Raw genomic sequence first — 21,014 nt, forward strand, 5'->3', positions numbered from 1 at the left:
ATGGTCAAGATTGCTTGTCTTCGCCTGCCGCATGGCGCCGGCCTGTCCCTGCCGGCTTATCAGAGCGCGGGCGCCGCCGGCATGGATCTGCGCGCCGCATTGCCTGCCGGGGCCGTGCTGGAACTGGCGCCCGGCGCGCGCGCGCTTGTGCCGACCGGGCTTTGCCTGCAACTGCCGGACGGATACGAAGCGCAGGTGCGGCCGCGTTCGGGGCTGGCCGCCACGCACGGCGTCACCGTGCTGAACGCTCCCGGAACGATCGACAGCGATTATCGCGGCGAGGTCAAGGTCATCCTGATCAACCATGGGCAGGAGACGTTCGCGATCGGGCGCGGCGACCGGATCGCACAGCTGGTCGTCGCGCCGGTGACGCGCGCCATGATGGCCGAGGCGCTGACGCTCGACGAGACCGAGCGTGGCCCCGGCGGCTTCGGCTCGACCGGCGTGCTGGATGCAGGCTTGCAGCCTGGGGATGCGAACCCGGAAGGAGCCGTCGCGTGAACCTGTTGTCGCGACGCAGCCAGCTTGCCATCGCGGCGGTGGTGGACATCGCCCTGCATGCCCGGCCCTCGCCGGTCGCGGCCAAGCTCCTGGCGGCGCGCCACGATCTGCCACCGCGCCATCTGGAGACGTTGCTGCAGGCGCTGGTGAGGGTCGGCATTCTCAAGGGCGTGCGCGGCCCGCGCGGCGGCTACGAACTGGCACGCGAGCGCCGCAGGATCACCGCCGGCGACATCGCGCGCGCCGCCATGCAGGAAACTGGCGACGAAAGCCTTGGGCCCGCGCCGCAGTCCCGCCTCGTCGATGATGTGATCGGGCCTGAGGTGATGCGCGCCTCGCAGGCCTTCCTTTCCGTGCTCGACGCGATCAGCGTCGAGGAACTCTGTCGCCGGGCGCAAACCCTGTCCGGCGTCGACCAGGACAGAGCCGGCGCCGATTTCACCATCTAATTCTGTGATTAATCGAATTCATCGACAGCGCATGTGAATAAGTCTAGGCTTATGCATGAAGCGTCGGGTTCGAACACCGATCGCACAAGGAGCATGTCATGACTGAGGTAGCGCGCGAGCAGTTATCGGCAGCGGCCAAGGCGCCCGGCCGCGGCCGCATCTATAACTCGATCACCGACACGATCGGGAACACCCCGCTGGTCAAGCTCAACCGCCTGCCCGCCGCGCGCGGCGTCCAAGCGACGATCCTGGCCAAGCTCGAATTCTTCAACCCGATCTCCAGCGTCAAGGACCGGATCGGCGTCAGCATGATCGACGGGCTGGAGGCATCCGGCGTGCTGAAGCCGGGCGAAACGCTGATCGAGCCGACCTCGGGCAACACCGGCATCGCGCTTGCCTTCGTGGCGGCGGCGCGCGGCTACCGCCTGATCCTGGTCATGCCCGAGACCATGTCGCTGGAGCGGCGCAAGATGCTGGCGCTGCTGGGCGCCGAACTCGTGCTGACGCCGGGCCCCGGCGGCATGCGTGGCGCGGTAGCGCGGGCCGAGGAGCTGAAGGCCGAGATTCCGGGTTCGATCATTCCGCAGCAGTTCGAAAATCCGCATAATCCCGAGATCCACCGCAGGACGACGGCCGAGGAGATCTGGAACGACACCGACGGCAAGGTCGACATCTTCATCTCCGGCGTCGGCACCGGCGGCACGATCACCGGCGTCGGCCAGGTGCTGAAGGCAAAGAAACCGGCGGTGAAGATCATCGCGGTCGAGCCCGAGGATTCGCCCGTGCTCTCGGGCGGCGCGGCCGGCCCTCACAAGATCCAGGGCATCGGCGCCGGCTTCGTTCCCGGCATCCTCGACCGCTCCGTGATCGACGAGGTGGTGACCGTCGGCAACCAGACCTCGTTCGAGACGTCGCGCGCGCTGGCAAAGCAGGAGGGCATTCCCGGCGGCATCTCATCGGGCGCCGCGATCGCGGCGGCGCTCGAAGTCGGCGCGAGGCCGGAGAATGCCGGCAAGACGATCGTGGTGATCATCCCCTCCTTCGCCGAGCGCTACATCTCCAGCGCCCTGTTCGAGGGGCTTTGAAACAAGCCCGGCAGGGCCGTCACCACCGAAAGAAGTCCACCAGGCCCGATCGACCGATCGGGCCTGGTTCGTTTTCGGGTCGAGAGTTGCGCCCGTTCAGTCCCGCCGGGGGAAGATCAGCTTCACACAGGTGCCGGGTCGGTCGGCGCCCGGAGTGAGCGGGGTCGAGGTCATCGTCGCCTTCATGCTCCGGAGCAGGCTCGCGATGACGGTCTGACCCAGGCCCTTGGCCTCGATCTCGGCGGGCATGCCGACGCCGTCATCCTCCACCGAGAGAGCCAGCGCAGGGACGCCCTGCATCGCCGTTTCCTCGAAGCGAATGACGATCTTGCCCGACAGGCCGTCGGGAAAGGCGTGCTTGATCGCGTTCGTGACCAATTCGTTGACGATGACAACGAAGGACACCGCGTCGCGGCCCGGCAGCCGGATCGCGCTCATCGCCAGCGAGAGTTCGATCGGACGGCCCTCGGCAGCCTTGCCGATCTCGGCCAGCAGATCCTCCATATAGGGACGGGCCTCGATCTCGTCGGTCTCGAGGTCGAGCCGCAGGCGGCGTTGTCCGGCGGCGATTGCCTGGATGCGTGACTGCGCCTGCTGCAAAGCGAGGCGCACCGCCGGCTCGCGACTCTGCCGGCTCTGGACGTTGAGCAGCGCCGAGACCATCGCCAGATTGTTGCCGACACGGTGGCTCACATCACGCAGCAGCGCCTCCATGCGCAAGCGCTCGTTTTCGAGTTCGCTGGTCCGTTCGCCGACGATACCTTCCAGCCGGGCGTTGCTTGCGGCCAGCGAGACGCTCCGGCGCTGGCGAATGCGGAACTGCTGCCAGGCGGCGAAGGCGAGAGCGGCCAGCGCCACCACGATCCCGATGCTTGCCAGAAGGCGGCGCCGTTCCTCATTGCGATTGAGCGATATGAGGCGAACGTTCTCGGCGAGCTGGACCTGCTGGATGCCATCGCGCACATCCTCCATCGCGCCTATGCCGTCGCCTTTGAGGATGACCGCGAGGGCCTCGCTTTGGCGACCATCGCGCGCAAGAGCCACCGTCGCATCGAGTTCGGCGAGCTTTCGGTCGATCGGCTCCACCAATGAGGCGACCCGCGACTTCTGCTGCGGATCGTCCGTCACCAACTGCTGCAGCGCCTCCAAAGCAGGCAGGGCGGCACCGCGTCCGCTCTCGAACGGATCGAGATAGCTGGCCGTGCCGGTGAGCATGTACCCGCGCTGGCCTGTTTCGGCATCGCGCAAATGGCCGAGCAAACGTTCGGCGCTCTCCCGAACAGCGATGGCGCGCGAAACCTGGGCAGCAGTAATCTGCGCCTGGAAATTGATCCAGGCTGCCAGCACCACGGCAACCGCCACGACGCCCATGGCCACGACAGCGACCGTCGCGGCACTGAGACGCTCCCAGAAAGCCGGGACCGCGGGAATAATCGCGCGTGCGCGAGGCCTCGGCTGATTCTGCATCCACCCGTGTTACAGGCGGATGGCGGCGGCGCTTATGTAAAATGACAGGCGCATTCTCACGTTTTCGCAGCAAATGTGGCGCTGCGCCCGTTCAGGCCTCGTCTTCCCCACCACCGGTGAAGAACTGTCGTCCAAGCAGGGCGCCCAGGACCACGACGCCGCCGACCATGGCGATGCGCCACTTGCTGCGCGACCTCATGCCCGAGCCGAGAAGCTTGGCGGCGAACGGCGCCGCGACCAGCGCGGTCGCCGCCATCGGTCGGCCGGGACGCGGACGGTTCTTGAGATACATCGCACCGCCGAGCGCCAGCAGGGCCGTCACCAGCAGACCACCCGCGACGAACAGGCTTGCCTCGACCATCCCGTATCGGAACGAGAGCATCGTGTGCAGCGCGCTTAGCGCGTAGCCACCGGCGCAGACCACAAGCAGGCCCGCAAAGCCCATGAGACCGTAGATGGTGAGGTTGCGCCTGACCGCCCCGGATATCTCCGAGGTGATATAGCCTCCGATTCCCCCAAGCATCGGTTCACCGTGCCGAAAGGAAGCCGACGAACAGGCCGACTGCCGCCGCCAGCCCCAATGCGCGCAGCGGGCGCTCGCGGATTTCGTCCTCGATCAGCCGCTGAAGATCGGTTGCCTGTTCCTTCGCGACATCGACCATCCGGTCCGTGTCGACCCCGACCGAGCGCAGCGTCTCGCTGACCGTGGCCACCAGTTCCTCGGCCCCGCGCGTCAGGCTGTCCTCGAGCGCACCGGCCTCGCGCTTGACGCGATCTGCAGTGTCCCTGGCGCCGTCGGCCACCTTTTCGCTACCGGAGACGATGTCATCCTTGACGTTTTTGATGGCCGTTTCGGCCTCGCGTTTCGCGGAAGTCGTGGTGGTTGGCATGTCGCTGGTTCCTTGCATCGATCGGTTCAATTAGCGTTTCTCGTCAGCGGTTATGACCTGCTGATCACAGTCGGACGTGCTTTGCGAGGCAACGCCGGTGGACCGTGCGGGGTTCCGTCGCAGGGCTATCAGGCCGGCACTGGCGCCGCCTGAGCTGTGTCCTGCTGCCCCGGGTCCTGTGCCTCCGCCGCCTGGGCCGCGCGGTAACGGGCAAACTCCTCCTGCGCCACCATGGCAACGAGCAGGATCGGAGTCGAGAGAACAGCGCCAAGCGGTCCCCAAAGCCAGAGCCAGAAGATGAAGCCAATGAAGACGAGAAAGGGCGAGACCGTCAGCCGGTTTCCGACGAAGACCGGGGTGACAACATTGCCTTCGATCATGTTGACGAAGAAATAGGCCAAAGCAGGCCACAGCGCCGTCAGCAGGAACGGCGCATCGATCAGGGCTCCGGCGAACAGCATCACCGTGACGATCATCGGCCCGATGAAGGCAAGGTAGTTCAGAACGAAGGCGAGCGCGCCCCAGAAGATCGGAAAGGGCAGACCTGCCATCCAGGCGATGGTCATGGTCACGACGCCCATGCCCAGATTGATCAGCGTGACCAGCCCGAAATAGCGCGCGACACGCGTCTCGATCTCCTGAAAAAAGGCGCCGGCGGACTTGCGAGCACCGCGGCCGAGACAGAAGCGCAGCGCGCGCGCCTTGAGATGACGGCGGGTCGCCAGCCAGAAATAGACGGTCGCGACGAAGACCAGCATGCCGCCGGCAACCGCCGAGGAGGAGACGGCGATGTCGATCAGCGGGTTGCCCTGGGAGATGCTGAGCTCGGCGCCGCTCTTGCCGGTCAGCGCACCAATGGCAGCCTTGGCCTGATCCATCACCGCCACGACGCCGACGAGCTTGGTCTTCATCGCCGCCATCATCGCCGGACCCTGATCGCTCCATGCCGCCATCGGCACGGCGAGCACGGTGATCGCGGACCCGATCACGCCGAGAAAGAGCAGAACGATGATTGCCGCCGCCAGATGCTGCGGGACGTTGCGACGGACCATCCAGTCGACGGCAGGCCCGAGCACGAGCCCGAAGATGATACCGGCCACGATCGGCAAGGTAATGGCCTGCGTCAGATGCAACGCGGCGGTCGCCAGGATGACGAAGATGCCGATGATCGTGTAGCGGACGATCAGATCATGTTCGGACGGCGTCACGTCCTCATGCAGATCCTCGACCTCCGGTTCCGCCATGTAACGCGGAAAGGGTTTCCAGACGGATGAGCTGAGCATGAGTTCGGATCCAACGCGCGAACCGCGCCCCCCCGGCGCGTCGCCAGCGATAACGTCGGCTTGCCGGCGAAGGTTCCGCTAATGCGCCTCGTCCCAATTGCCCGCCGCACGGGCGTCGACCTGGAGCGGCACCCGCAGCTGGACGGCCGGATGCGGCGCCTCGACCATCACCCGCCTGATCACCGGCAGCGCCGCTTCGACCTGATGGTCGGGCACTTCGAAGACCAGTTCGTCATGGACCTGCAGGAGCATGCGGACATCGAGCCTGGCTGCTTCCAGCGCGTCTTCCATGCGGATCATGGCCCGGCGGATGATGTCGGCGGCAGAGCCTTGAATCGGCGCGTTGATCGCCTGACGCTCGACGAAGGCGCGCTCGGAGGGGTTCTTCGAGGCCACCGCCGGGAAATGGCAGATGCGCCCGAAGATCGTCTCGACATGGCCGTTGGCGCGCACGAAAGTCTTGGTCTGATCCATATAGTCGCGGATGCCCGGGAAGCGCTCGAAATATTTGCGGATATAGGCGCTGGCCTCCTCGCGGCCGATGCCGAGCTGGTTGGCGAGGCCGAAGGCCGAAATGCCGTAGATGATGCCGAAATTGATCGCCTTGGCGCGGCGACGCACCTCGCTCGGCATGCCCAGAACGGGGACGCCGAACATTTCGGACGCCGTCATCGCATGGATGTCGATGCCATCGGCGAAGGCTTGGCGGAGCTGCGGGATCTCTGCGATATGGGCGAGCAGCCGCAGCTCGATCTGGCTGTAATCGGCCGAGACCAGCTTGTAGCCCTTCTCGGGGATGAAGGCGGTCCGGATCTTGCGGCCGGCTTCGGTGCGGATCGGGATGTTCTGGAGATTGGGCTCGGAGGAGGACAGCCGGCCCGTCGTGGTGGCCGCCAGCGCAAAGGAGGTGTGCACGCGCTGCGTCTGCGGGTTCACATAGGCCGGCAGCGAGTCGGTATAGGTCGATTTCAGCTTCGAGAGCTGGCGCCATTCCAGGATTTTCGAGGGCAAAGGATGGCCCTGCTCGGCCAGTTCCTCGAGCACGCCGGCGCCTGTCGCCCATTGGCCGGTCGCGGTCTTCTTGGCGCCAGCAAGGCCCATCTTGCCGAACAGGATGTCGCCGAGCTGCTTGGGCGAGCCGATGGTGAATTTCTCGCCGGCGATCTCGTGGATCTCGTCCTCCAGCCGCGCCAGCGACTGGGCGAATTCGCCCGAGAGCCGCGACAGGATCTGCCGGTCGATCGCGATGCCGCGCGCCTCCATGCGGGCCAGTACGGCGATCAGCGGCCGCTCCAGCGTCTCATAGACCGTCGTGCGACCCTCCGCCGCCAGGCGCGGTTTGAGCGCGAGCCAGAGCCGCAGCGTCACGTCGGCGTCCTCGGCGGCATAGTCCGTCGCCTTGTCGAGCGCGACCTTGTCGAAGGTGACCTGCGCCTTGCCGGTGCCGGCGACCTGCCCGAAGGTGATCGTCTCATGGCCGAGATGCAGCTCGGAGAGGCGATCCATGCCATGCGTGTTGTTGCCGGCATCGAGCGCGTAGGAAATCAGCATCGTGTCCTCGATCGGGGCGACGTCGAGGCCGTAGCGCTTGAGGAGCACGAGGTCGTATTTCAGGTTCTGGCCGATCTTGAGCACGCCGGGATCGGCGAGCACGGGCTTGAGCGCGGCCAGCGCCTGGTCGAGCGGGATCTGACCCTCCAGCATGCCGCCGCCGAAGAGATCGCTGCCGCCGCGATGCTGAAGCGGGATGTAGCAGGCCTTGTTCGGCGCAACGGCCATGGAGACGCCGACGAGATCGGCCTGCATCGGGTCGATGGCGCTGGTCTCGGTGTCGATCGCGACCTGGCCGGCCTCGTAGGCGGCGGCGATCCAGCGATGGAGCGTGTCGAGATCGCGCACGCATTCATAGGCGCTCCGATCGATCTTGGCCGCGATCGCCTGGTTCTTCCGGGACGCCGCGAGATCGGCGGGCCTGAGCCAGCCATCGCCCTGGGCCGTCGCCGGCTGGGTGACGGCGGCGCTCGCCACCTGACCCAGCGAGGGCTGTCCCTCGCCGGCATCGCCACCGACATAAAGCGCCTTCAGCTCAGCCGCGCGCGCGCCGCCGGGCGCCAGATCGGCATCGGCGTCGATCGCCGCGACATCGGCGTCATAGGCCTCGCCGACCCGCTTGGTGATGGTGGTGAACTCCATCGCCTTGAGAAAGGCGACGAGGCGCACCGGATCGGGCTGGCCGAGCGTCAGATGCGACAGCGGCGTCTCGACCGCGACGTCGTCGACCAGCGTGACGAGCTTGTGCGAGATGCGGATCTTCTCGACGATCTCGGGATTGGTCAGCGTCTCCCGGCGCTTGGGCTGCTTGATCTCGGAGGCGCGGGCGAGCAGCGTGTCGAGATCGCCATATTCGCCGATGAGCTGGGCCGCCGTCTTGATGCCGATGCCCGGCGCGCCCGGCACATTGTCGGTCGCGTCGCCGGCCAATGCCTGCACATCGGTGACCCTGTCGGGCATCACGCCGAAATATTCGACGACCTCGGGCTCGCCGATCTTGCGCTCGGCGCGGAACCCCGCGCCCTTCTTGGCGTCGCCGGAGGCGGGGTCGTACATCGCCACGCCAGGCCGCACGAGCTGCATCAGATCCTTGTCGGCGGAGACGATCAGCACATCGGCGCCGGCCTCGCGCGCTTGTCTCGCATAGGTCGCGATCAGATCGTCGGCCTCGTAGACATCCTGCTCGACCGGCAGCAGGCCGAAGGCGCGCACCGCCTCGCGCATCAGCGGGAACTGCGGGATCAAATCCGGCGGCGGATCGGAGCGGTTGCCCTTATAGGCAGGGTAGATCGCCTTGCGGAACGAGTTCTCCGACTTGTCGAAGACGATGGCGAGATGGGTCGGGCGCACGCCGAGCACGCCCTCACGCACGAACTGGAACAGCTTGGTGGCGAAGAGCCGGACTGCGCCGGAGGGCAACCCATCGGAACGGGCATTGTATTTCCGGTCCTGATTGATCGACTGGAAATAGGCCCGGAAGATGAAGTTCGAGCCATCGACCAGGAAGAGATGGTCGCCGGGCTTGAGGTCCGGGGCGGCTGCCTCAGGGGCTATCTTGGCTGTCTCGCTCATGGCGCGGACCATAGTGGGCCCGCGCCGGCAATGTCCATCGGCCGCAGCGGCCGATGTCGCAAGAAGCTGTCAGCAGCCAAACCGCCGGCCCGGAGACCGGCGGCAGCGCCGCTTCAGAGCGCGGCGCGCTTGTCGGTCCGGGCGACGCGGGCGAGCAGATAATCGACCTCGGCGCGGGCGGTGGCGCTGATCGCGGAGCCCGGCTTGCGCTGCGCGTCGCTCTTGAGGATGCCGCGCTTCATCAGCGTATATTTGCGGACCGCGAGGCCGACGCCCTGCTGCTGCTCGTAGCGCATCAGCGGCAGATGCGCGTCGAAGATGTCATGCGCCTCGTCGCGCTGGCCGGCCTGCTGCAGCTTGACGACATCGATTAGCAGCTCCGGGAAGGCATAGCCGGTCATCGCACCGTCGGCACCGCGCTCCATCTCGAAATCGAGGAACAGCCCGCCATTGCCGGTGAGGATCGAGATCGGCCGCAATGAGCCATCCGCCTGGAACTTGCGGAGCGCCGTGATCTTCTCCAGCCCCGGCCAGTCCTCGTGCTTGAGCATCACGCAGGAGGGGTTGTCGGTGACGATCTTGCGGATCACGGCCGGCGTCATCACCACCGAGAGCGTCAGCGGGTAGTCCTGGATGACGAAGGGGATGTCCGTCCCGATCGCCTCGACGGCCTGGGCATAATAGCCGGTGATCTGGTCGTCGGTGCGCAAGGAGGGCGGCGGCGCGATCATCACGGCGGCGGCGCCCAGTTCCATCGACTGGCGGGCGAGCGAACGCATGGCGGCAAAGCCCGGCGCCGAGACGCCGACGATCACCGGCTTGCCCGGCATGCCCGCCACCGCCGTCTTGACGATGCGCAGCGATTCCTCCGGCTCCAGCTTGGGCGCCTCGCCCATGATGCCGAGCACCGTCGTGCCGTCCGAACCAATCTCGTCATAGAACGAAAAGAGCTTCTCGGTGGAGGCCCAGTCGAGCGTGCCGTCGGGGTTGAACGCGGTCGGGGCAATCGGGAAGACGCCCTTGGCGTCGGCGGTGAGGGTCATGGATGGGGCTCCCGTCTGGGGTGGTTTTTCGACATTGACGTTGACGACGCCCTCCCCGTCATCCCGGACGCAGCGAAGCGGAGCTCCGGGATCCATCATGGAGCCCTGTCGAGCCCTGTGATGGATCCCGGATCGGCGCCGCTACGCGGCTTGTCCGGGATGACGGCGGAGGTTCATGCGTCTCAGATAATTCGGGTGCGCACCGTGCCGACGCCGGCGATCTCGCCTTCGAGGACGTCGCCGCTGACGACGGCGGCGACACCCTCGGGCGTGCCGGTGAAGATCAGGTCACCCGGTGCGAGTTCGACCAGGCCCGACAGATAGGCGATCGTCTCGGGCACGTTCCAGATCTGCTTGATCAGATCCGAACTCTGGCGGGCGACGCCATTGACGAGGAGCTCGATCTTGCCCGCGCTGGGATGGCCGATATGGCTCGCGGGCGCGATCTCGCCGACCGGGCCGGAACAATCGAAGCCCTTGCCCATATCCCAGGGCTTGCCGCCCTTCTTGGCCGCGGCCTGCAGATCGCGGCGGGTCATGTCGAGGCCGGCGGCATAGCCAAAGACATGGCTGAGCGCATCGGCCTCGGCGATGTCCTTGCCGCCGGTGCCGATCGCCACGACCAGTTCCATCTCGTGATGGAGATCGCCGGTCTTGGGCGGATAGGGCATGTCGGCGCCGTTGATCAGCAGCGCGTCGGCCGGCTTGGTGAAGAAGAACGGCTCCTCGCGGTCGGGGTCGCCACCCATTTCGCGGGTGTGTTCGGCATAGTTGCGGCCGACGCAGAAGACGCGCCGCACCGGGAAGAGCCCGCCACCGGCCACCGGAACCGCCGTCACGGCCGGCGGGTCGATCACATAGTTGGTCATGCGGAAGCTCTCCTGAAACGATTATTGAAACGGTTTCCCGCGCCGTTCATGCGCGAGGCCGTGTCCCTCGGCAAGACCCGCCCGTGCTGCCAGCGTTGTTCCTGCGGCATGCCGCGACATCGCCCGAAAGACCGTTGTGCGCCGCGTCATTGCAACCTGAGCGATTTGCACCATACAGTAGAGCCGGGCCGGCATGAGCCGGCCTGAACAGAGACTGAAGGAACAGCACGTGAGCACGGGTACCGTGAAGTGGTTCAACGAGACCAAGGGCTATGGATTCATCACGCCGGACCAGGGCGGCCAGGATGTGTTCGTGCATATCAGCGCTGTCGAGCGCTCGGGCATGCGCGGCCTGAACGAAGGTCAGAAGATCAGCTATGATCTCGAGGCCGATCGCAAGACCGGCAAGTCCTCGGCGGTCAATCTCAAGACGGCCTGATCCGACACCTAGACGGGAAGCCGATCGGCGGCGTCGCTTCCCGAGCCAATGCGAATCTCTATCGATCTATCCGGACTGAAGACGATTCCCGGCATGCCCGTCGCCAAGAAGGCGGCGGTCGAGGGCCCGAGAGCCTCGGGCCCCACCAAGCGCTACAAGCGCGGTCCCGCCTTAGGCGATGGCTTCCCTTTAATCTTTCGATTTGCCTTTCGGCTTCGGCTGGCCCCCCTGCCAATCCGAGGCATGCTGGCCTGCGCATCGGGTCGGAAACGCTGCCTTCGGTTCAGACGCGCCCAGGCGCGGGCCGAAACAGCCGGCCATTTTCCGCCACCAGCACGATCGCCAACGCAGCCAGTCCGCACAGGGCAAAGCCCAACGTCAACGGCACGACCGTGCCGTCGAAATGCTGCCCAATATAGAAGCCGAGCGAGGCGCCGCCGACCGTGGTGACGAAACCCTGCACCGAGGAGGCCGTACCCGCGACATGGCCGAGCGGGTCCATCGCCATGGCGCCGAAATTGGGCGCGACGAGACCGAAGCAGAACATCGCCCCGGCCTGGAAGGCGGCAAAGCTCCACAGCGATTCATGGCCCGACAGCGCCAGCAGCGCATGGGCGACGGTCAGGGCGATATAGACCAGCAGCGCGCCATGCGAGACGCGGCGCATGCCCAGGCGCCCGACGATGCGCGAATTCAAAAGCGAGGCCGCCGCCATGAACATCGCGATCAGCGCGAAGATGGTGGTGAACCATTCCGGTGCCTGGAAGACATCGACGAAGACCTGCTGCGCCGAGTTGATGAAGCCAAACAAACCGCCAAGCACGAAGGCCATCGCCAGCATGTAGCCGACGGCGAGCCGCGTCGTCAGCGTGGTGCGGAAGGCGGCGACGACGGCGCCGAACGCAAGCGGCTTGCGGTCCTCGAGCGCTTGCGTTTCGCGCAGGCTGAGGATGACCCAGAGCATCACCAGCGCGCCGAAGATCGTCAGCACGCCAAAAATCCAGCGCCAGGGCGCGAACCACAGGATCGCCTGGCCAACCGATGGCGCCAGGATCGGAACCGCCAGGAAGACGATCATCGCCAGCGACATGACACGGGCCATGTCGCGGCCGGAATAGCAATCGCGCACGATCGAGACGACCAGCACGCGCGTCGCCGCCGCGCCGACGCCCTGGATGACGCGCGCCAGCATCATCGTCTCGAAGGAACCGGCGAAGGCGGCCGCGACGCTGGCGGCGACATAGACGACGAGCCCAAACAGCAGCACCGGCCTGCGCCCGAATCGATCCGCCAGCGTGCCGTAGACGATCTGCGCGCCACCGAAGCCGAGCAGATAGGCGGTGATGATCCATTGCCGCTCATTGGCCTCGGCGATGCCGAGCGCCTCCGCCATCTGCGGCAGGGCCGGCAGCATCGCATCGATGGCCAGCGCATTGCACGCCATCAGCGCCGCCATCAGCATCACGAAGGGACGAAAGCTCATGCCGTGGCGGGGCTCAGCCGGCTGGGAAGCGTCTGTCATGGCAGCCTGTCTGCGGGTGCGTCGCTGGCAGCGGACGCGCGGTTATTGCCCCTCGGGAGCGATCTAGACCCTCTTGAAACGCATGACAACCCGGCTTTTTCAGCTTCGGTCATGCGTCAAGCGGTGGTCAACCGGGAGCAATCCAACCGCTTTGGCGTGGGGCTTCTGCCTGCCGAAGCGTCAGCGTTCGCGCTGCCGGATCCGCCGGACCATCTCGTTGAGCGCCAGCAGCACCAGGGCGAGAACGAAGGGCAGGATGTAGTAGATGATCCGGAAGATCAGCAGCGCCCCGAGCACGGGCTCGAAGGGCAGGCGGCTGAGCGCGACCAGCATCGTCGCCTCGAACACGCCGAGCCCGCCGGGCGCATGGCTGGCGATGCCGACGAGGCAGGCGAAGACATAGACCGCCAGGAAGCTCGGATAGTCGATGCCATGGCCACCCGGCAGCAGCACGAACAGCACCGCGGCCGCGGCGCAGACCTCGGCCGCGCCGAGGAACATCTGGCCCAGCGTGATGGCGAGCCCCGGCAGGGGCAGGTTCCAGCCGCGCATGCGGATGGTGCGCTCCCCGGTCGCGACCCAGGCGAGATAACCGAGCGTGCCGGCCGCGACCGCCGCGCCGACAGCCTGCACGACCAGCGGCGTGGTCCGCGCCAGCGCGGCGACGGAAGGCGTCGAATAGAACAGGCTGGCACACAGGATCGCGCCCAGGCCCAGCCAGAAGGTCAGGCCGGCGATGACGGTCAGGCTCGCAACCTCCGACGCACGCACGCCCTTGGGAGAATAGATCCAGTAGCGCACCGTACCGCCAGTCACGATCGGGAAGCCCAGCGTGAAGGACACCGAATAGCTGGTGAATGAGGCGAGCGCGGTCGTGCGATAGGGGATCGAGAGACCCAGCCGCTTCAGCGCCAGCGCGTCATAGCCGGTGAGCAGCAGATAACTCAGCGCCGTGAAGGCGAGGGCCAGGCCAAGTTGCCGCTGGCTGGCATTGGCGAAGGCGCTGGCCAGTTCGCCCGGCTCGATCTCCTGCAGGATGTACCAGAGCACCACCAGCGAGGCGCCGAAGATGACGATGCTGGCGAGCGGCCCCAGCCACCACCAGCGGCTGCGCTTGCGGGGCGGCATTCCCGGCTCTGACTGGCCAAACGACATACGCACTCATCGTCGGTTGAGCGCAGGAGGCGGGAGCCAGCGGCGCCGATTGCAGGCGAGAGCCACGCGCGGCCCTGGCCGCAGACATAACGTTTGCGCGCTGATGCACAAGGCGGCCCGGCGCGACGAATGCGCGCCAGGCAGCCGGAACCCCCTGCGATCAGACGATTTTCCTGAACACGCGCAATGTCTTGAAGGTAGCAACCTCCTCGACGGGGGCCGTCTTCGCCCAGTCAGCGATGATCGGCTCGGCGGTCGCATAGGCAAACGAGCCGGTGTAGAACATCAGGTATCCGCCGGCGTCGGTCTGGTCCGTGAACAGGTCGATCACCTCGCGATCGGTGAGCGCGCCATAGGCATCGTTGGCTTCAGTCCTGAACTCGCAGGCGTGAAACAGGGTCACGATGTCGAAGCGCGGCAGCAGCCTCGCATTGCTGGTGTAGATATCGCCGAAATAGGCGCTGTAGGTCCTGGTGATCGTCGGGTTGCCGGTCGCGAGCTTGACGAAGGCATCATATTCCTTCGGCGAGGCGGTAATGCTCAGCACGGTGCAGTCGAGTTCGGGTTCCGCACAACGGATGCCGACATAATGATGCCCGCCGCTGCCAAAATGGTAGATGCGCTTGCCGGTGATCCCTTCCTCTTCCAGCCATTCGACGAAATGGACGTCGCAGGGACATTGCTCGACGCGCAGCCCCCAGTAAACGTCCCAGATGTTCATCGCGGCGGTGGTCATGATCGTCGGCTCCAGAAGGGTGGTCGTGGTCATTCAGCGGGTTCGGACTGCGCGGGCAATCCTGCCGGCAGGGCGGACATGTCGGGCCCGGCCTGACGCAGGGCCATGCGCACGACGCCGCCGGCGCGCTTGAGCAGCAGGCGGTGAGTCGCGGCCTCGGCGAAGCCCGCGCCCTGGCCGAGCGCGATGATGATCGCATCGGGGCGCGCCGCCCGCAGTTGTGTCAGGAGTTCGAGCGCGACATCGGTGTCGAAGGCGCTCGTCGCCTCGTCGAGCAGGATGACGTCGGGATGTTCAAGCTCGGCCCTTGCCAACGCCAGGCGCTGGCGGTCACCGGTGGCCAGTTCCTTGTCCCAGTCGCGGCTTTCGTCGAGCAGCGGCGCCAGGGCCGACAGGCCATAGCGGCGTAAAGCGCCTTCGAGTTCGTCCTGCGGCAGAGCCCTGCCCGTCTCCAGCACGGCACGCAGGCTGCCTTCCGAGAGATGCAGCTTTTGCGGCACGGCGGTGACGAAGGCGCCCTGCGGCAGCGTGATCGCGCCTCGTCCCCAGGGCCAGAGCCCGGCGATCGCCTGGATCAGCGCCGCCTTGCCGAGGCCGAGTTCGCCCGAGACATGCAGGGTCGCGCCCGTCGGCAGGCAGCAGGCGATATCGGCAACCAGGGTGCGGCCATCGCGGTCGATCAGCGTGACCTCGTCCAGACGGAACCGACCGTCCGGGCTGGCGGCGATGACCAGATGCTCGCCCGGCGGCTCGCCATCGACGCGCTCCAGCGCATCGGCCAGTTCATTGACCCGCCGCGCCGCCGCGAGCCATTCGGCGATGCGCATGAAGTTGTCGAGCACCCAGTTGAAGGCGTTCTGCACGGCGACAAAAGCTGCCGCGACCTGAACGACGCCGCCCAGCGACATCTCGCCGGAGAGATATTTCGGCGCGGCCAGCAGCAAGGGCACGACCGGGACCAGCGCGCCGCTGCCATTGGTGATCCAGGTCAGACGACCGCGCTGGCGGATCATCGCCAGCCAGCGCCCGACCAGCCCGTCATAGGTGCGCGCCACGGTGCGGCGCTCGCCGGCCTCGGTGCGGGCGAGCGCGATCGTCTCGCCATGGTCGCGAATGCGCATCAGCGAGAAACGCAGCCGCGCCTCGCCCTCGTTGCGCGCCGCGATCAGGCTCGGCAGGCGTCGCCCGACGATGGTGACGAGCAGCGACACCAGGATGGCATAGACGATCGCTGCCAGCACAAGATATGCCGGGATGATGATGGTGGCTTCGCCCGAGTGCAGCGTCAGAGCCCCGCCGATCGTCCAGAGGATCTCGATGAAGGTGATGATGGTGATCACCGCCGAGAGCAGGCCGATGGCAAAGTCGACCACCGGCTCGGTCGCCCAGCGGACATCGTCGGCGATGCGGTATTCGGGGTTGGCGGGTTCGTAACCCGAGAGGCTGAGCCGGAAGAAGCGACGCTGGCCGATCCAGCCATCGGCAAGCCTGGCGGTGACCCATTGGCGCCAATGCACCTGAAAGGTTTCGCGCGAGACCAGGATGATCACGCCGAGCCCCGCCACGATCAGGACCAGGACCGGGAACACCGCCATCGCGATCAGCGCGCTCTCGCTGTCACGCTTTTCCAGCGCGTCGAAGAACCAGCCGTTCCAGCGGTTGACCGTGACGTTGGCGAAGACCGAGAGAATGATCGCGCCCGCCAGCAGCAGCGACCAGAACCAGGCGCGGCCTGCCCCCTCGCCCCGCCAGAAACCGCCAGTGAGATGAGCGAATCGCAGCGCGACCTGCCCGTCGCCGGGCGCAGCCATCTTCTCGCCCGCCATCTCGCTGGCCGCCTGCACGACTTCGCCCGTCCCCGCCGACCGGTTGAACCGGCTCTGGCATCAGGCTGAAGGGTCGAGAATGAACTCGGTATGAACGAGAGCGGCGAAGGCCGCCGCCCTCATGGATCGCGCTTTAGCCGCCGATGTTGAACGCCGCCAGGGCCGCCATGTTGACGATGTCACTGTCCTTGGCGCCGAGCGGCACGATCTGGACCGGCTTGTCGAGGCCGACGATCAGCGGGCCGATCACGGTCGCGCCGCCGAGTTCCTGCAGCATCTTGGTCGAGATCGAGGCGGAGTGGAATGCGGGCATGACCAGCACATTGGCCGGCCCGCTCAGGCGGCAGAACGGATACTGCGCCATCAGATCGCGGTTGAGCGCGACGTCGGCGGCCATCTCGCCATCATACTCGAAATCCACGCGCTGGCCGTCGAGCAGCTTGACCGCCTCGCGCACCTTCTCGGAGCGTTCGCCGGCCGGGTGGCCGAAGGTCGAGAAGGCGAGCATCGCGACCTTGGGCTCGTAGCCGAGGCGACGCGCCACGCCGGCGGCCTCGATCGCGATCTCGGAGAGTTGCTGCGCGGTCGGCATCTCGGTGATGGCGGTGTCGGCGACGAGCACGGTGCGCTCGCGCGAGAGCACGATCGAGACGCCGATCAGCCGGTGGCCGGGCTTCTCGTCGATGACGCGGCGAACCTCCTCCAGCGCGATCGAGTAGTTGCGGGTCACGCCCGTCACCATCGCGTCGGCATCGCCGAGCGCGACCATGGCCGCGGCGAAATGGTTGCGGTCCTGATTGATCAGGCGCTGGCAGTCGCGGAAGAGGTAGCCGTGCCGCTGCAGCCGCTCGTAGAGATACTGCGCATAGGCCGCGTTGCGCTTCGACAGCCGGGCGTTCTGGACCGAGATGCCCTTGGCCTCGAGATCGACGCCCAGCGCGGAGGCGGTCTCGAGGACGCGCTCCTCGCGGCCGACAAGGATGGCGTGGCCCAGGCCCTGGTTGACGAACGAAACCGCGGCGCGGATGACCTGCTCCTCCTCGCCCTCGGCGAAGACGACGCGCTTGGGATAGCGCCGGACGCGCTCGAAGATGCGGTTGAGCGTGCCCGCGACAGGATCGCGCCGCGCCGAAAGCTGCGCCTTGTAGGCGGGGATGTCGACGATCGGCTTGCCGGCGACGCCGGTTTCCATCGCCGCCTTGGCCACCGCCACGGGCACGACATGGATCAGCCGCGGGTCGAAGGGCACGGGGATGATGTATTCGCGACCATAGCGCGGGCGCGATCCCTGATAGGCGGCGGCGACCTCGTCGGGCACGTCCTCGCGGGCCAGCAGCGCCAGCGCCTCGGCTGCGGCGATCTTCATCTCCATGTTGATCGTCTTGGCGCGGACATCGAGCGCGCCGCGGAAGATGTAGGGAAAGCCCAGCACGTTGTTGACCTGGTTGGGATAATCCGAGCGCCCCGTGGCCATGATCGCGTCGTCGCGGACGGCATGGACCTCCTCGGGCGTGATCTCCGGATCGGGATTGGCCATCGCGAAGATGATCGGGTTCTTGGCCATCGAGGCGACCATCTGCGGCGTCACCGCGCCTTTCTGGGAGAGGCCAAAAAAGGCGTCGGCCCCGTCCAGCGCCTGCGCCAGGGTGCGCCGATCGGTCACCGCCGCATGGCCCGACTTCCACTGGTTCATGCCCTCGGTGCGGCCCTGATAGATCACGCCCTTGGTGTCGCAGAGGATGACGTTGTCGGGCTTGAAGCCCATCGCCTTGAGCAGTTCGGTGCAGGCGATGGCGGCCGCGCCCGCCCCGTTGATGACGAGGCGGGTCGATTTGATGTCGCGGTCGGTCAGGTCGAGCGCGTTGATCAGGCCGGCTGCGGCGATGATGGCTGTGCCGTGCTGATCGTCATGGAAGACGGGAATGTCCATCAGCTCGCGCAGGCGCTGCTCGATGATGAAGCATTCGGGGGCCTTGATGTCCTCAAGGTTGATACCGCCGAAGGAGGGGCCGAGATAGCGCACCGCCTCGATGAACTTGTCGGCGTCCTCGGTATCGACCTCGAGATCGATCGAATCGACGTCGGCGAAGCGCTTGAACAGGACCGCCTTGCCTTCCATCACCGGCTTGGAGGCGAGCGCCCCGAGATTGCCGAGCCCAAGAATGGCGGTGCCGTTCGAGATCACCGCGACGAGGTTGCCGCGCGCCGTGTAGTCGTAGGAGCGGGTCGGATCTTCCGCGATCGCCAGCACCGGCACGGCGACGCCCGGCGAATAGGCCAGCGACAGATCGCGCTGCGTCGCCATCGGCACGGTGGCGACGATTTCGAGCTTGCCCGGCCGACCCTCGGAGTGGAACAGCAGCGCCTCCTGATCGGTGAAGGTCGGGCGGGTGCGTTTGAGCGGCGGCTGGTCGGTCATGGCGAATATTCTTTTTGAGAGCGTTTCCTGAAGGACGCGGACCATAGGCAAGCGCCCGCGCGGCCACAAGCCGCCGCGCGGTCAGGACATCCCGACGTCCGGGTGGCTGCGTTGCCGCTCAGCCACCGGGGGATGGCAACCGCCGATGCGCTTCATGCGGACCACGGGGCCCAACACTGCGAACGCATTGTCCTACAAGCGTCGGCGCAGGCTGCCCACAAACTCGCCGACATAGCGGTCGACCGAGGCCGTCTGCTCATCGACCTTGCGGGCGACATCGAGAACGCGCTCGGCCGCGCCGCCGGTGATGGAGACTTCCGCGGCCACCGATCCGACGCTGGCGGTCACGGCGCTGGTGCTGCCTGCGACGGCCTGGGCATCGGCCGTGATGGACGAGGCGATATCAGCCTGTCGGCTGACGACCTCGGCGATGGCGCCTGAGGTCTGCTCGATCGTCGTCATCGTGCCCTCGATATGGGCAACCGCATCGGAGGCGGTCGCGGCTGCGCTGCGGATGTCCTGCAGCGTCGCGGCGATGTCGCGGGTTGCCTTCTGGGTCTGTTCCGCGAGATTTTTCACCTCGCCCGCGACGACGGCAAAGCCGCGCCCGGCAGCCCCGGCGCGAGCGGCCTCGATCGTGGCGTTCAGAGCCAGAAGGTTGGTGCGCGAGGCGATGTCCTCGATGAAGTCGAGCACGGAGCTGACCTTGTCGGCGGCTTCTCCGAGACCCGCGACATCCCGGCGGGTGGAGCGAACATAGCTCGCCGCCTCGCGCACCGTCTGATCGGCATGGGCGGTCTGGCGGGTCAGTTCGCGGATCGAAGCTTCGATCTCCTCGGCTGCAACCGCCACGCTGCCAACCCGGCGTGAAGCCTCATCGGCTTCTCGCATCACCTCGCTGGCGCGGTGCGTGGTGGTGTTGGCGCTGCCCGCCATGGCATTGGCCGCGTCATGCATGCCGCGTACCGAGGTCGCGACCTCCTGCAGGGCCTTGCCGACCGTGACCTCGAGTTGCATGGCCAGGTCTTCAAGCGCGCCCTTGCGGTCGACGTCCATTTGCTGCTGCCGCTGGGCGAGCGTCCGCTCCGCCGTGACATCCGTGATGATGCCATCCCAGCAGATCGAGCCATCCGCGAGTCGACGCGCCGCGGCATCGGTCCTCAGCCAGACCAGGGTCCCATCATCGCGGCGATGTCGCGCTTCAAAACGCCAAGGCTTGAGTGTCCGTTCGGCGGCCGCGGCGGCATTGGCTTTCTTCAGAAACTCCCGGTCTTCGGGCAGCATCCAGCGCAGCCAGCTCTCCGGGTCGCGCTCCACCTCCTCGCGCGTCACGTCGAGCAACTGCTCGATCCTGGAATTGGCCAGCTTGTGCTCGATCGTCCCGTCCGGCCGCAGGATCTTGCGGTAGAGAACCCCAGGCATGTTCGCCGTGCAGGCCTCGAGTTGCAGCAGCGCGTCCACCCGCTGCTGATCGCTTGTGATGATCAGGCCGATCAGGACCGCGCCCAGCATGTTGACCAAGGTCGCGGCAGGCCCCGAGAGGCTCACCATCAGCTCAAAGGCGAGCGGGAACGGCGCAAAGGCCAGGATCAGCGCAACGGGCATCCAGGCGGCGACGAGACTCAACCCGACGAGGCCCCCGATGGATGCCGTCCGTCCCTTGCGCCGCAGCCGGACGGCATAGCTCATGCCGATGATCGAGCAGAGCAGAATTCCGGCGACGCCAGCCTCTGCGGCCATACCGCCGAGAGACAGCCGAAACGCCGACAGGACCAGGGCTGTGATACAGGCGGCAACGGGCCCTCCCAGGGGACCCGCGAAGGCCGCCGCGATGTTGCGGAAATCGAGCTGGACGCCGGGCTGCACGGCAATGGGATCGAGCATGCTGGCGCAGCCGCCTGCTGCGAAGATCAGCCCTATGGCGATCTGGCGCAGCAAGTGACGCTCGCCAAGCCGGGTCGTTGCGAGTGGCACCAGAACCGCCGCGACGATCAGGTAACCAAGACCTCGGGTCAGTTCCAGTAGCATGGGGCACTTGCCTGCTGCGCCAAAGACGGCCTTCTGTCCGACATCTACAGGAATGGCTGCTAACGAATCCTGAACCTTTGTGCGTTGCGACATCGCTATCTGGCATCCACACCAAAAAGTCGTCGATATCGCGCACGCCCGGCTGCGCGGTTTGCAAACCAGCGTCAAAACGCTAGCGT

17 protein-coding genes are annotated in these 21,014 nt (G+C 66.4%); 4 read left to right on the forward strand and 13 right to left on the reverse strand.

The features are described from left to right. From dut to cysK, 3 genes are all read left to right on the forward strand, one after another. Nucleotides 1–501 carry a dUTP diphosphatase gene (dut, locus tag IP69_RS09085; RefSeq protein WP_054142504.1) on the forward strand — a complete coding sequence of 167 codons (501 nt, stop codon included), beginning with the start codon at nucleotides 1–3 and terminating at the stop codon, nucleotides 499–501. Beyond that, entirely contained in the window at nucleotides 498–950 is a 453-nt protein-coding gene (locus IP69_RS09090) for an Rrf2 family transcriptional regulator (RefSeq protein ID WP_054142505.1), read from the forward strand. The genes dut and IP69_RS09090 overlap by 4 nt, the downstream gene beginning before the upstream one ends. 98 nt (nucleotides 951–1,048) lie before the next feature. Continuing rightward, a complete protein-coding gene (cysK, locus tag IP69_RS09095) occupies nucleotides 1,049–2,035 on the forward strand; it encodes a cysteine synthase A (protein WP_054142506.1) in 987 nt (328 codons plus the stop codon). Between the two features lie 96 nt (nucleotides 2,036–2,131). On the opposite strand, the gene IP69_RS09100 is transcribed toward cysK, so the two are convergent. The 7 genes from IP69_RS09100 to IP69_RS09130 form a co-directional block, all read right to left on the reverse strand. Continuing rightward, a complete protein-coding gene (locus IP69_RS09100) occupies nucleotides 2,132–3,406 on the reverse strand; it encodes a CHASE3 domain-containing protein (protein WP_248306779.1) in 1,275 nt (424 codons plus the stop codon). A gap of 187 nt (nucleotides 3,407–3,593) precedes the next feature. After that, nucleotides 3,594–4,025 carry a hypothetical protein gene (locus IP69_RS09105; RefSeq protein WP_054142508.1) on the reverse strand — a complete coding sequence of 144 codons (432 nt, stop codon included), beginning with the start codon at nucleotides 4,023–4,025 and terminating at the stop codon, nucleotides 3,594–3,596. 4 nt (nucleotides 4,026–4,029) lie between these two features. Continuing rightward, complete coding sequence (locus IP69_RS09110) at nucleotides 4,030–4,392, reverse strand: hypothetical protein (protein WP_054142509.1); 363 nt, start codon at nucleotides 4,390–4,392, stop codon at nucleotides 4,030–4,032. A gap of 128 nt (nucleotides 4,393–4,520) precedes the next feature. Beyond that, nucleotides 4,521–5,675: an AI-2E family transporter gene (locus IP69_RS09115; protein ID WP_082359172.1), complete on the reverse strand. Its 1,155-nt coding sequence runs from the start codon at nucleotides 5,673–5,675 to the stop codon at nucleotides 4,521–4,523. Between the two features lie 78 nt (nucleotides 5,676–5,753). Beyond that, the gene (gene polA, locus IP69_RS09120; protein ID WP_054142603.1) at nucleotides 5,754–8,798 is read right to left on the reverse strand and encodes a DNA polymerase I; all 3,045 of its coding nucleotides are present in this window, start codon (nucleotides 8,796–8,798) and stop codon (nucleotides 5,754–5,756) included. A 113-nt stretch (nucleotides 8,799–8,911) separates the two neighbouring features. Then, a complete protein-coding gene (locus IP69_RS09125) occupies nucleotides 8,912–9,841 on the reverse strand; it encodes a dihydrodipicolinate synthase family protein (protein WP_054142511.1) in 930 nt (309 codons plus the stop codon). Nucleotides 9,842–10,023: 182 nt separating this feature from the next. After that, nucleotides 10,024–10,710, reverse strand: coding sequence for a fumarylacetoacetate hydrolase family protein (locus IP69_RS09130; RefSeq protein ID WP_054142512.1), 687 nt, complete (start codon nucleotides 10,708–10,710; stop codon nucleotides 10,024–10,026). 229 nt (nucleotides 10,711–10,939) lie between these two features. On the opposite strand from IP69_RS09130, the gene IP69_RS09135 reads away from it, so the two are divergent. Continuing rightward, the gene (locus tag IP69_RS09135; protein WP_054142513.1) at nucleotides 10,940–11,149 is read left to right on the forward strand and encodes a cold-shock protein; all 210 of its coding nucleotides are present in this window, start codon (nucleotides 10,940–10,942) and stop codon (nucleotides 11,147–11,149) included. Between the two features lie 283 nt (nucleotides 11,150–11,432). Here the strand turns inward: IP69_RS09135 and IP69_RS09140 are convergent, their stop codons facing one another. The 6 genes from IP69_RS09140 to IP69_RS09165 form a co-directional block, all read right to left on the reverse strand. Beyond that, the gene (locus IP69_RS09140) at nucleotides 11,433–12,671 is read right to left on the reverse strand and encodes a multidrug effflux MFS transporter (protein ID WP_248306774.1); all 1,239 of its coding nucleotides are present in this window, start codon (nucleotides 12,669–12,671) and stop codon (nucleotides 11,433–11,435) included. A gap of 180 nt (nucleotides 12,672–12,851) precedes the next feature. Beyond that, a complete protein-coding gene (locus IP69_RS09145; protein ID WP_054142515.1) occupies nucleotides 12,852–13,799 on the reverse strand; it encodes a lysylphosphatidylglycerol synthase domain-containing protein in 948 nt (315 codons plus the stop codon). Between the two features lie 187 nt (nucleotides 13,800–13,986). Beyond that, nucleotides 13,987–14,595 carry a hypothetical protein gene (locus tag IP69_RS09150; RefSeq protein ID WP_197279775.1) on the reverse strand — a complete coding sequence of 203 codons (609 nt, stop codon included), beginning with the start codon at nucleotides 14,593–14,595 and terminating at the stop codon, nucleotides 13,987–13,989. Then, entirely contained in the window at nucleotides 14,592–16,406 is a 1,815-nt protein-coding gene (locus tag IP69_RS09155; protein ID WP_054142516.1) for an SbmA/BacA-like family transporter, read from the reverse strand. The genes IP69_RS09150 and IP69_RS09155 overlap by 4 nt, the downstream gene beginning before the upstream one ends. 115 nt (nucleotides 16,407–16,521) lie before the next feature. Next, on the reverse strand, nucleotides 16,522–18,807 hold the full coding sequence (locus tag IP69_RS09160) for an NADP-dependent malic enzyme (protein ID WP_054142517.1): 2,286 nt from the start codon (nucleotides 18,805–18,807) through the stop codon (nucleotides 16,522–16,524). A 192-nt stretch (nucleotides 18,808–18,999) separates the two neighbouring features. Continuing rightward, nucleotides 19,000–20,835: a methyl-accepting chemotaxis protein gene (locus IP69_RS09165; protein WP_054142518.1), complete on the reverse strand. Its 1,836-nt coding sequence runs from the start codon at nucleotides 20,833–20,835 to the stop codon at nucleotides 19,000–19,002. Nucleotides 20,836–21,014: the final 179 nt, after the last annotated feature.

This window comes from Allobosea sp. AAP35, assembly GCF_001295925.1.
In the GTDB taxonomy this organism is placed as follows: Bacteria; Pseudomonadota; Alphaproteobacteria; order Rhizobiales; family Beijerinckiaceae; genus Allobosea.

What these genes read in the sequence shown, in the direction of transcription:
- dut (WP_054142504.1), top strand. Translation starts at nt 1, where the DNA reads ATGGTCAAGATTGCTTGTCTTCGCCTGCCGCATGGCGCCGGCCTGTCC.
- cysK (WP_054142506.1), top strand. Translation starts at nt 1,049, where the DNA reads ATGACTGAGGTAGCGCGCGAGCAGTTATCGGCAGCGGCCAAGGCGCCC.
- IP69_RS09100 (WP_248306779.1), bottom strand. Translation starts at nt 3,406, where the DNA reads ATGGGCGTCGTGGCGGTTGCCGTGGTGCTGGCAGCCTGGATCAATTTC.
- IP69_RS09105 (WP_054142508.1), bottom strand. Translation starts at nt 4,025, where the DNA reads ATGCTTGGGGGAATCGGAGGCTATATCACCTCGGAGATATCCGGGGCG.
- IP69_RS09110 (WP_054142509.1), bottom strand. Translation starts at nt 4,392, where the DNA reads ATGCCAACCACCACGACTTCCGCGAAACGCGAGGCCGAAACGGCCATC.
- IP69_RS09115 (WP_082359172.1), bottom strand. Translation starts at nt 5,675, where the DNA reads ATGCTCAGCTCATCCGTCTGGAAACCCTTTCCGCGTTACATGGCGGAA.
- polA (WP_054142603.1), bottom strand. Translation starts at nt 8,798, where the DNA reads ATGAGCGAGACAGCCAAGATAGCCCCTGAGGCAGCCGCCCCGGACCTC.
- IP69_RS09125 (WP_054142511.1), bottom strand. Translation starts at nt 9,841, where the DNA reads ATGACCCTCACCGCCGACGCCAAGGGCGTCTTCCCGATTGCCCCGACC.
- IP69_RS09130 (WP_054142512.1), bottom strand. Translation starts at nt 10,710, where the DNA reads ATGACCAACTATGTGATCGACCCGCCGGCCGTGACGGCGGTTCCGGTG.
- IP69_RS09140 (WP_248306774.1), bottom strand. Translation starts at nt 12,671, where the DNA reads ATGACAGACGCTTCCCAGCCGGCTGAGCCCCGCCACGGCATGAGCTTT.
- IP69_RS09145 (WP_054142515.1), bottom strand. Translation starts at nt 13,799, where the DNA reads ATGCCGCCCCGCAAGCGCAGCCGCTGGTGGTGGCTGGGGCCGCTCGCC.
- IP69_RS09150 (WP_197279775.1), bottom strand. Translation starts at nt 14,595, where the DNA reads ATGACCACGACCACCCTTCTGGAGCCGACGATCATGACCACCGCCGCG.
- IP69_RS09160 (WP_054142517.1), bottom strand. Translation starts at nt 18,807, where the DNA reads ATGACCGACCAGCCGCCGCTCAAACGCACCCGCCCGACCTTCACCGAT.
- IP69_RS09165 (WP_054142518.1), bottom strand. Translation starts at nt 20,835, where the DNA reads ATGCTACTGGAACTGACCCGAGGTCTTGGTTACCTGATCGTCGCGGCG.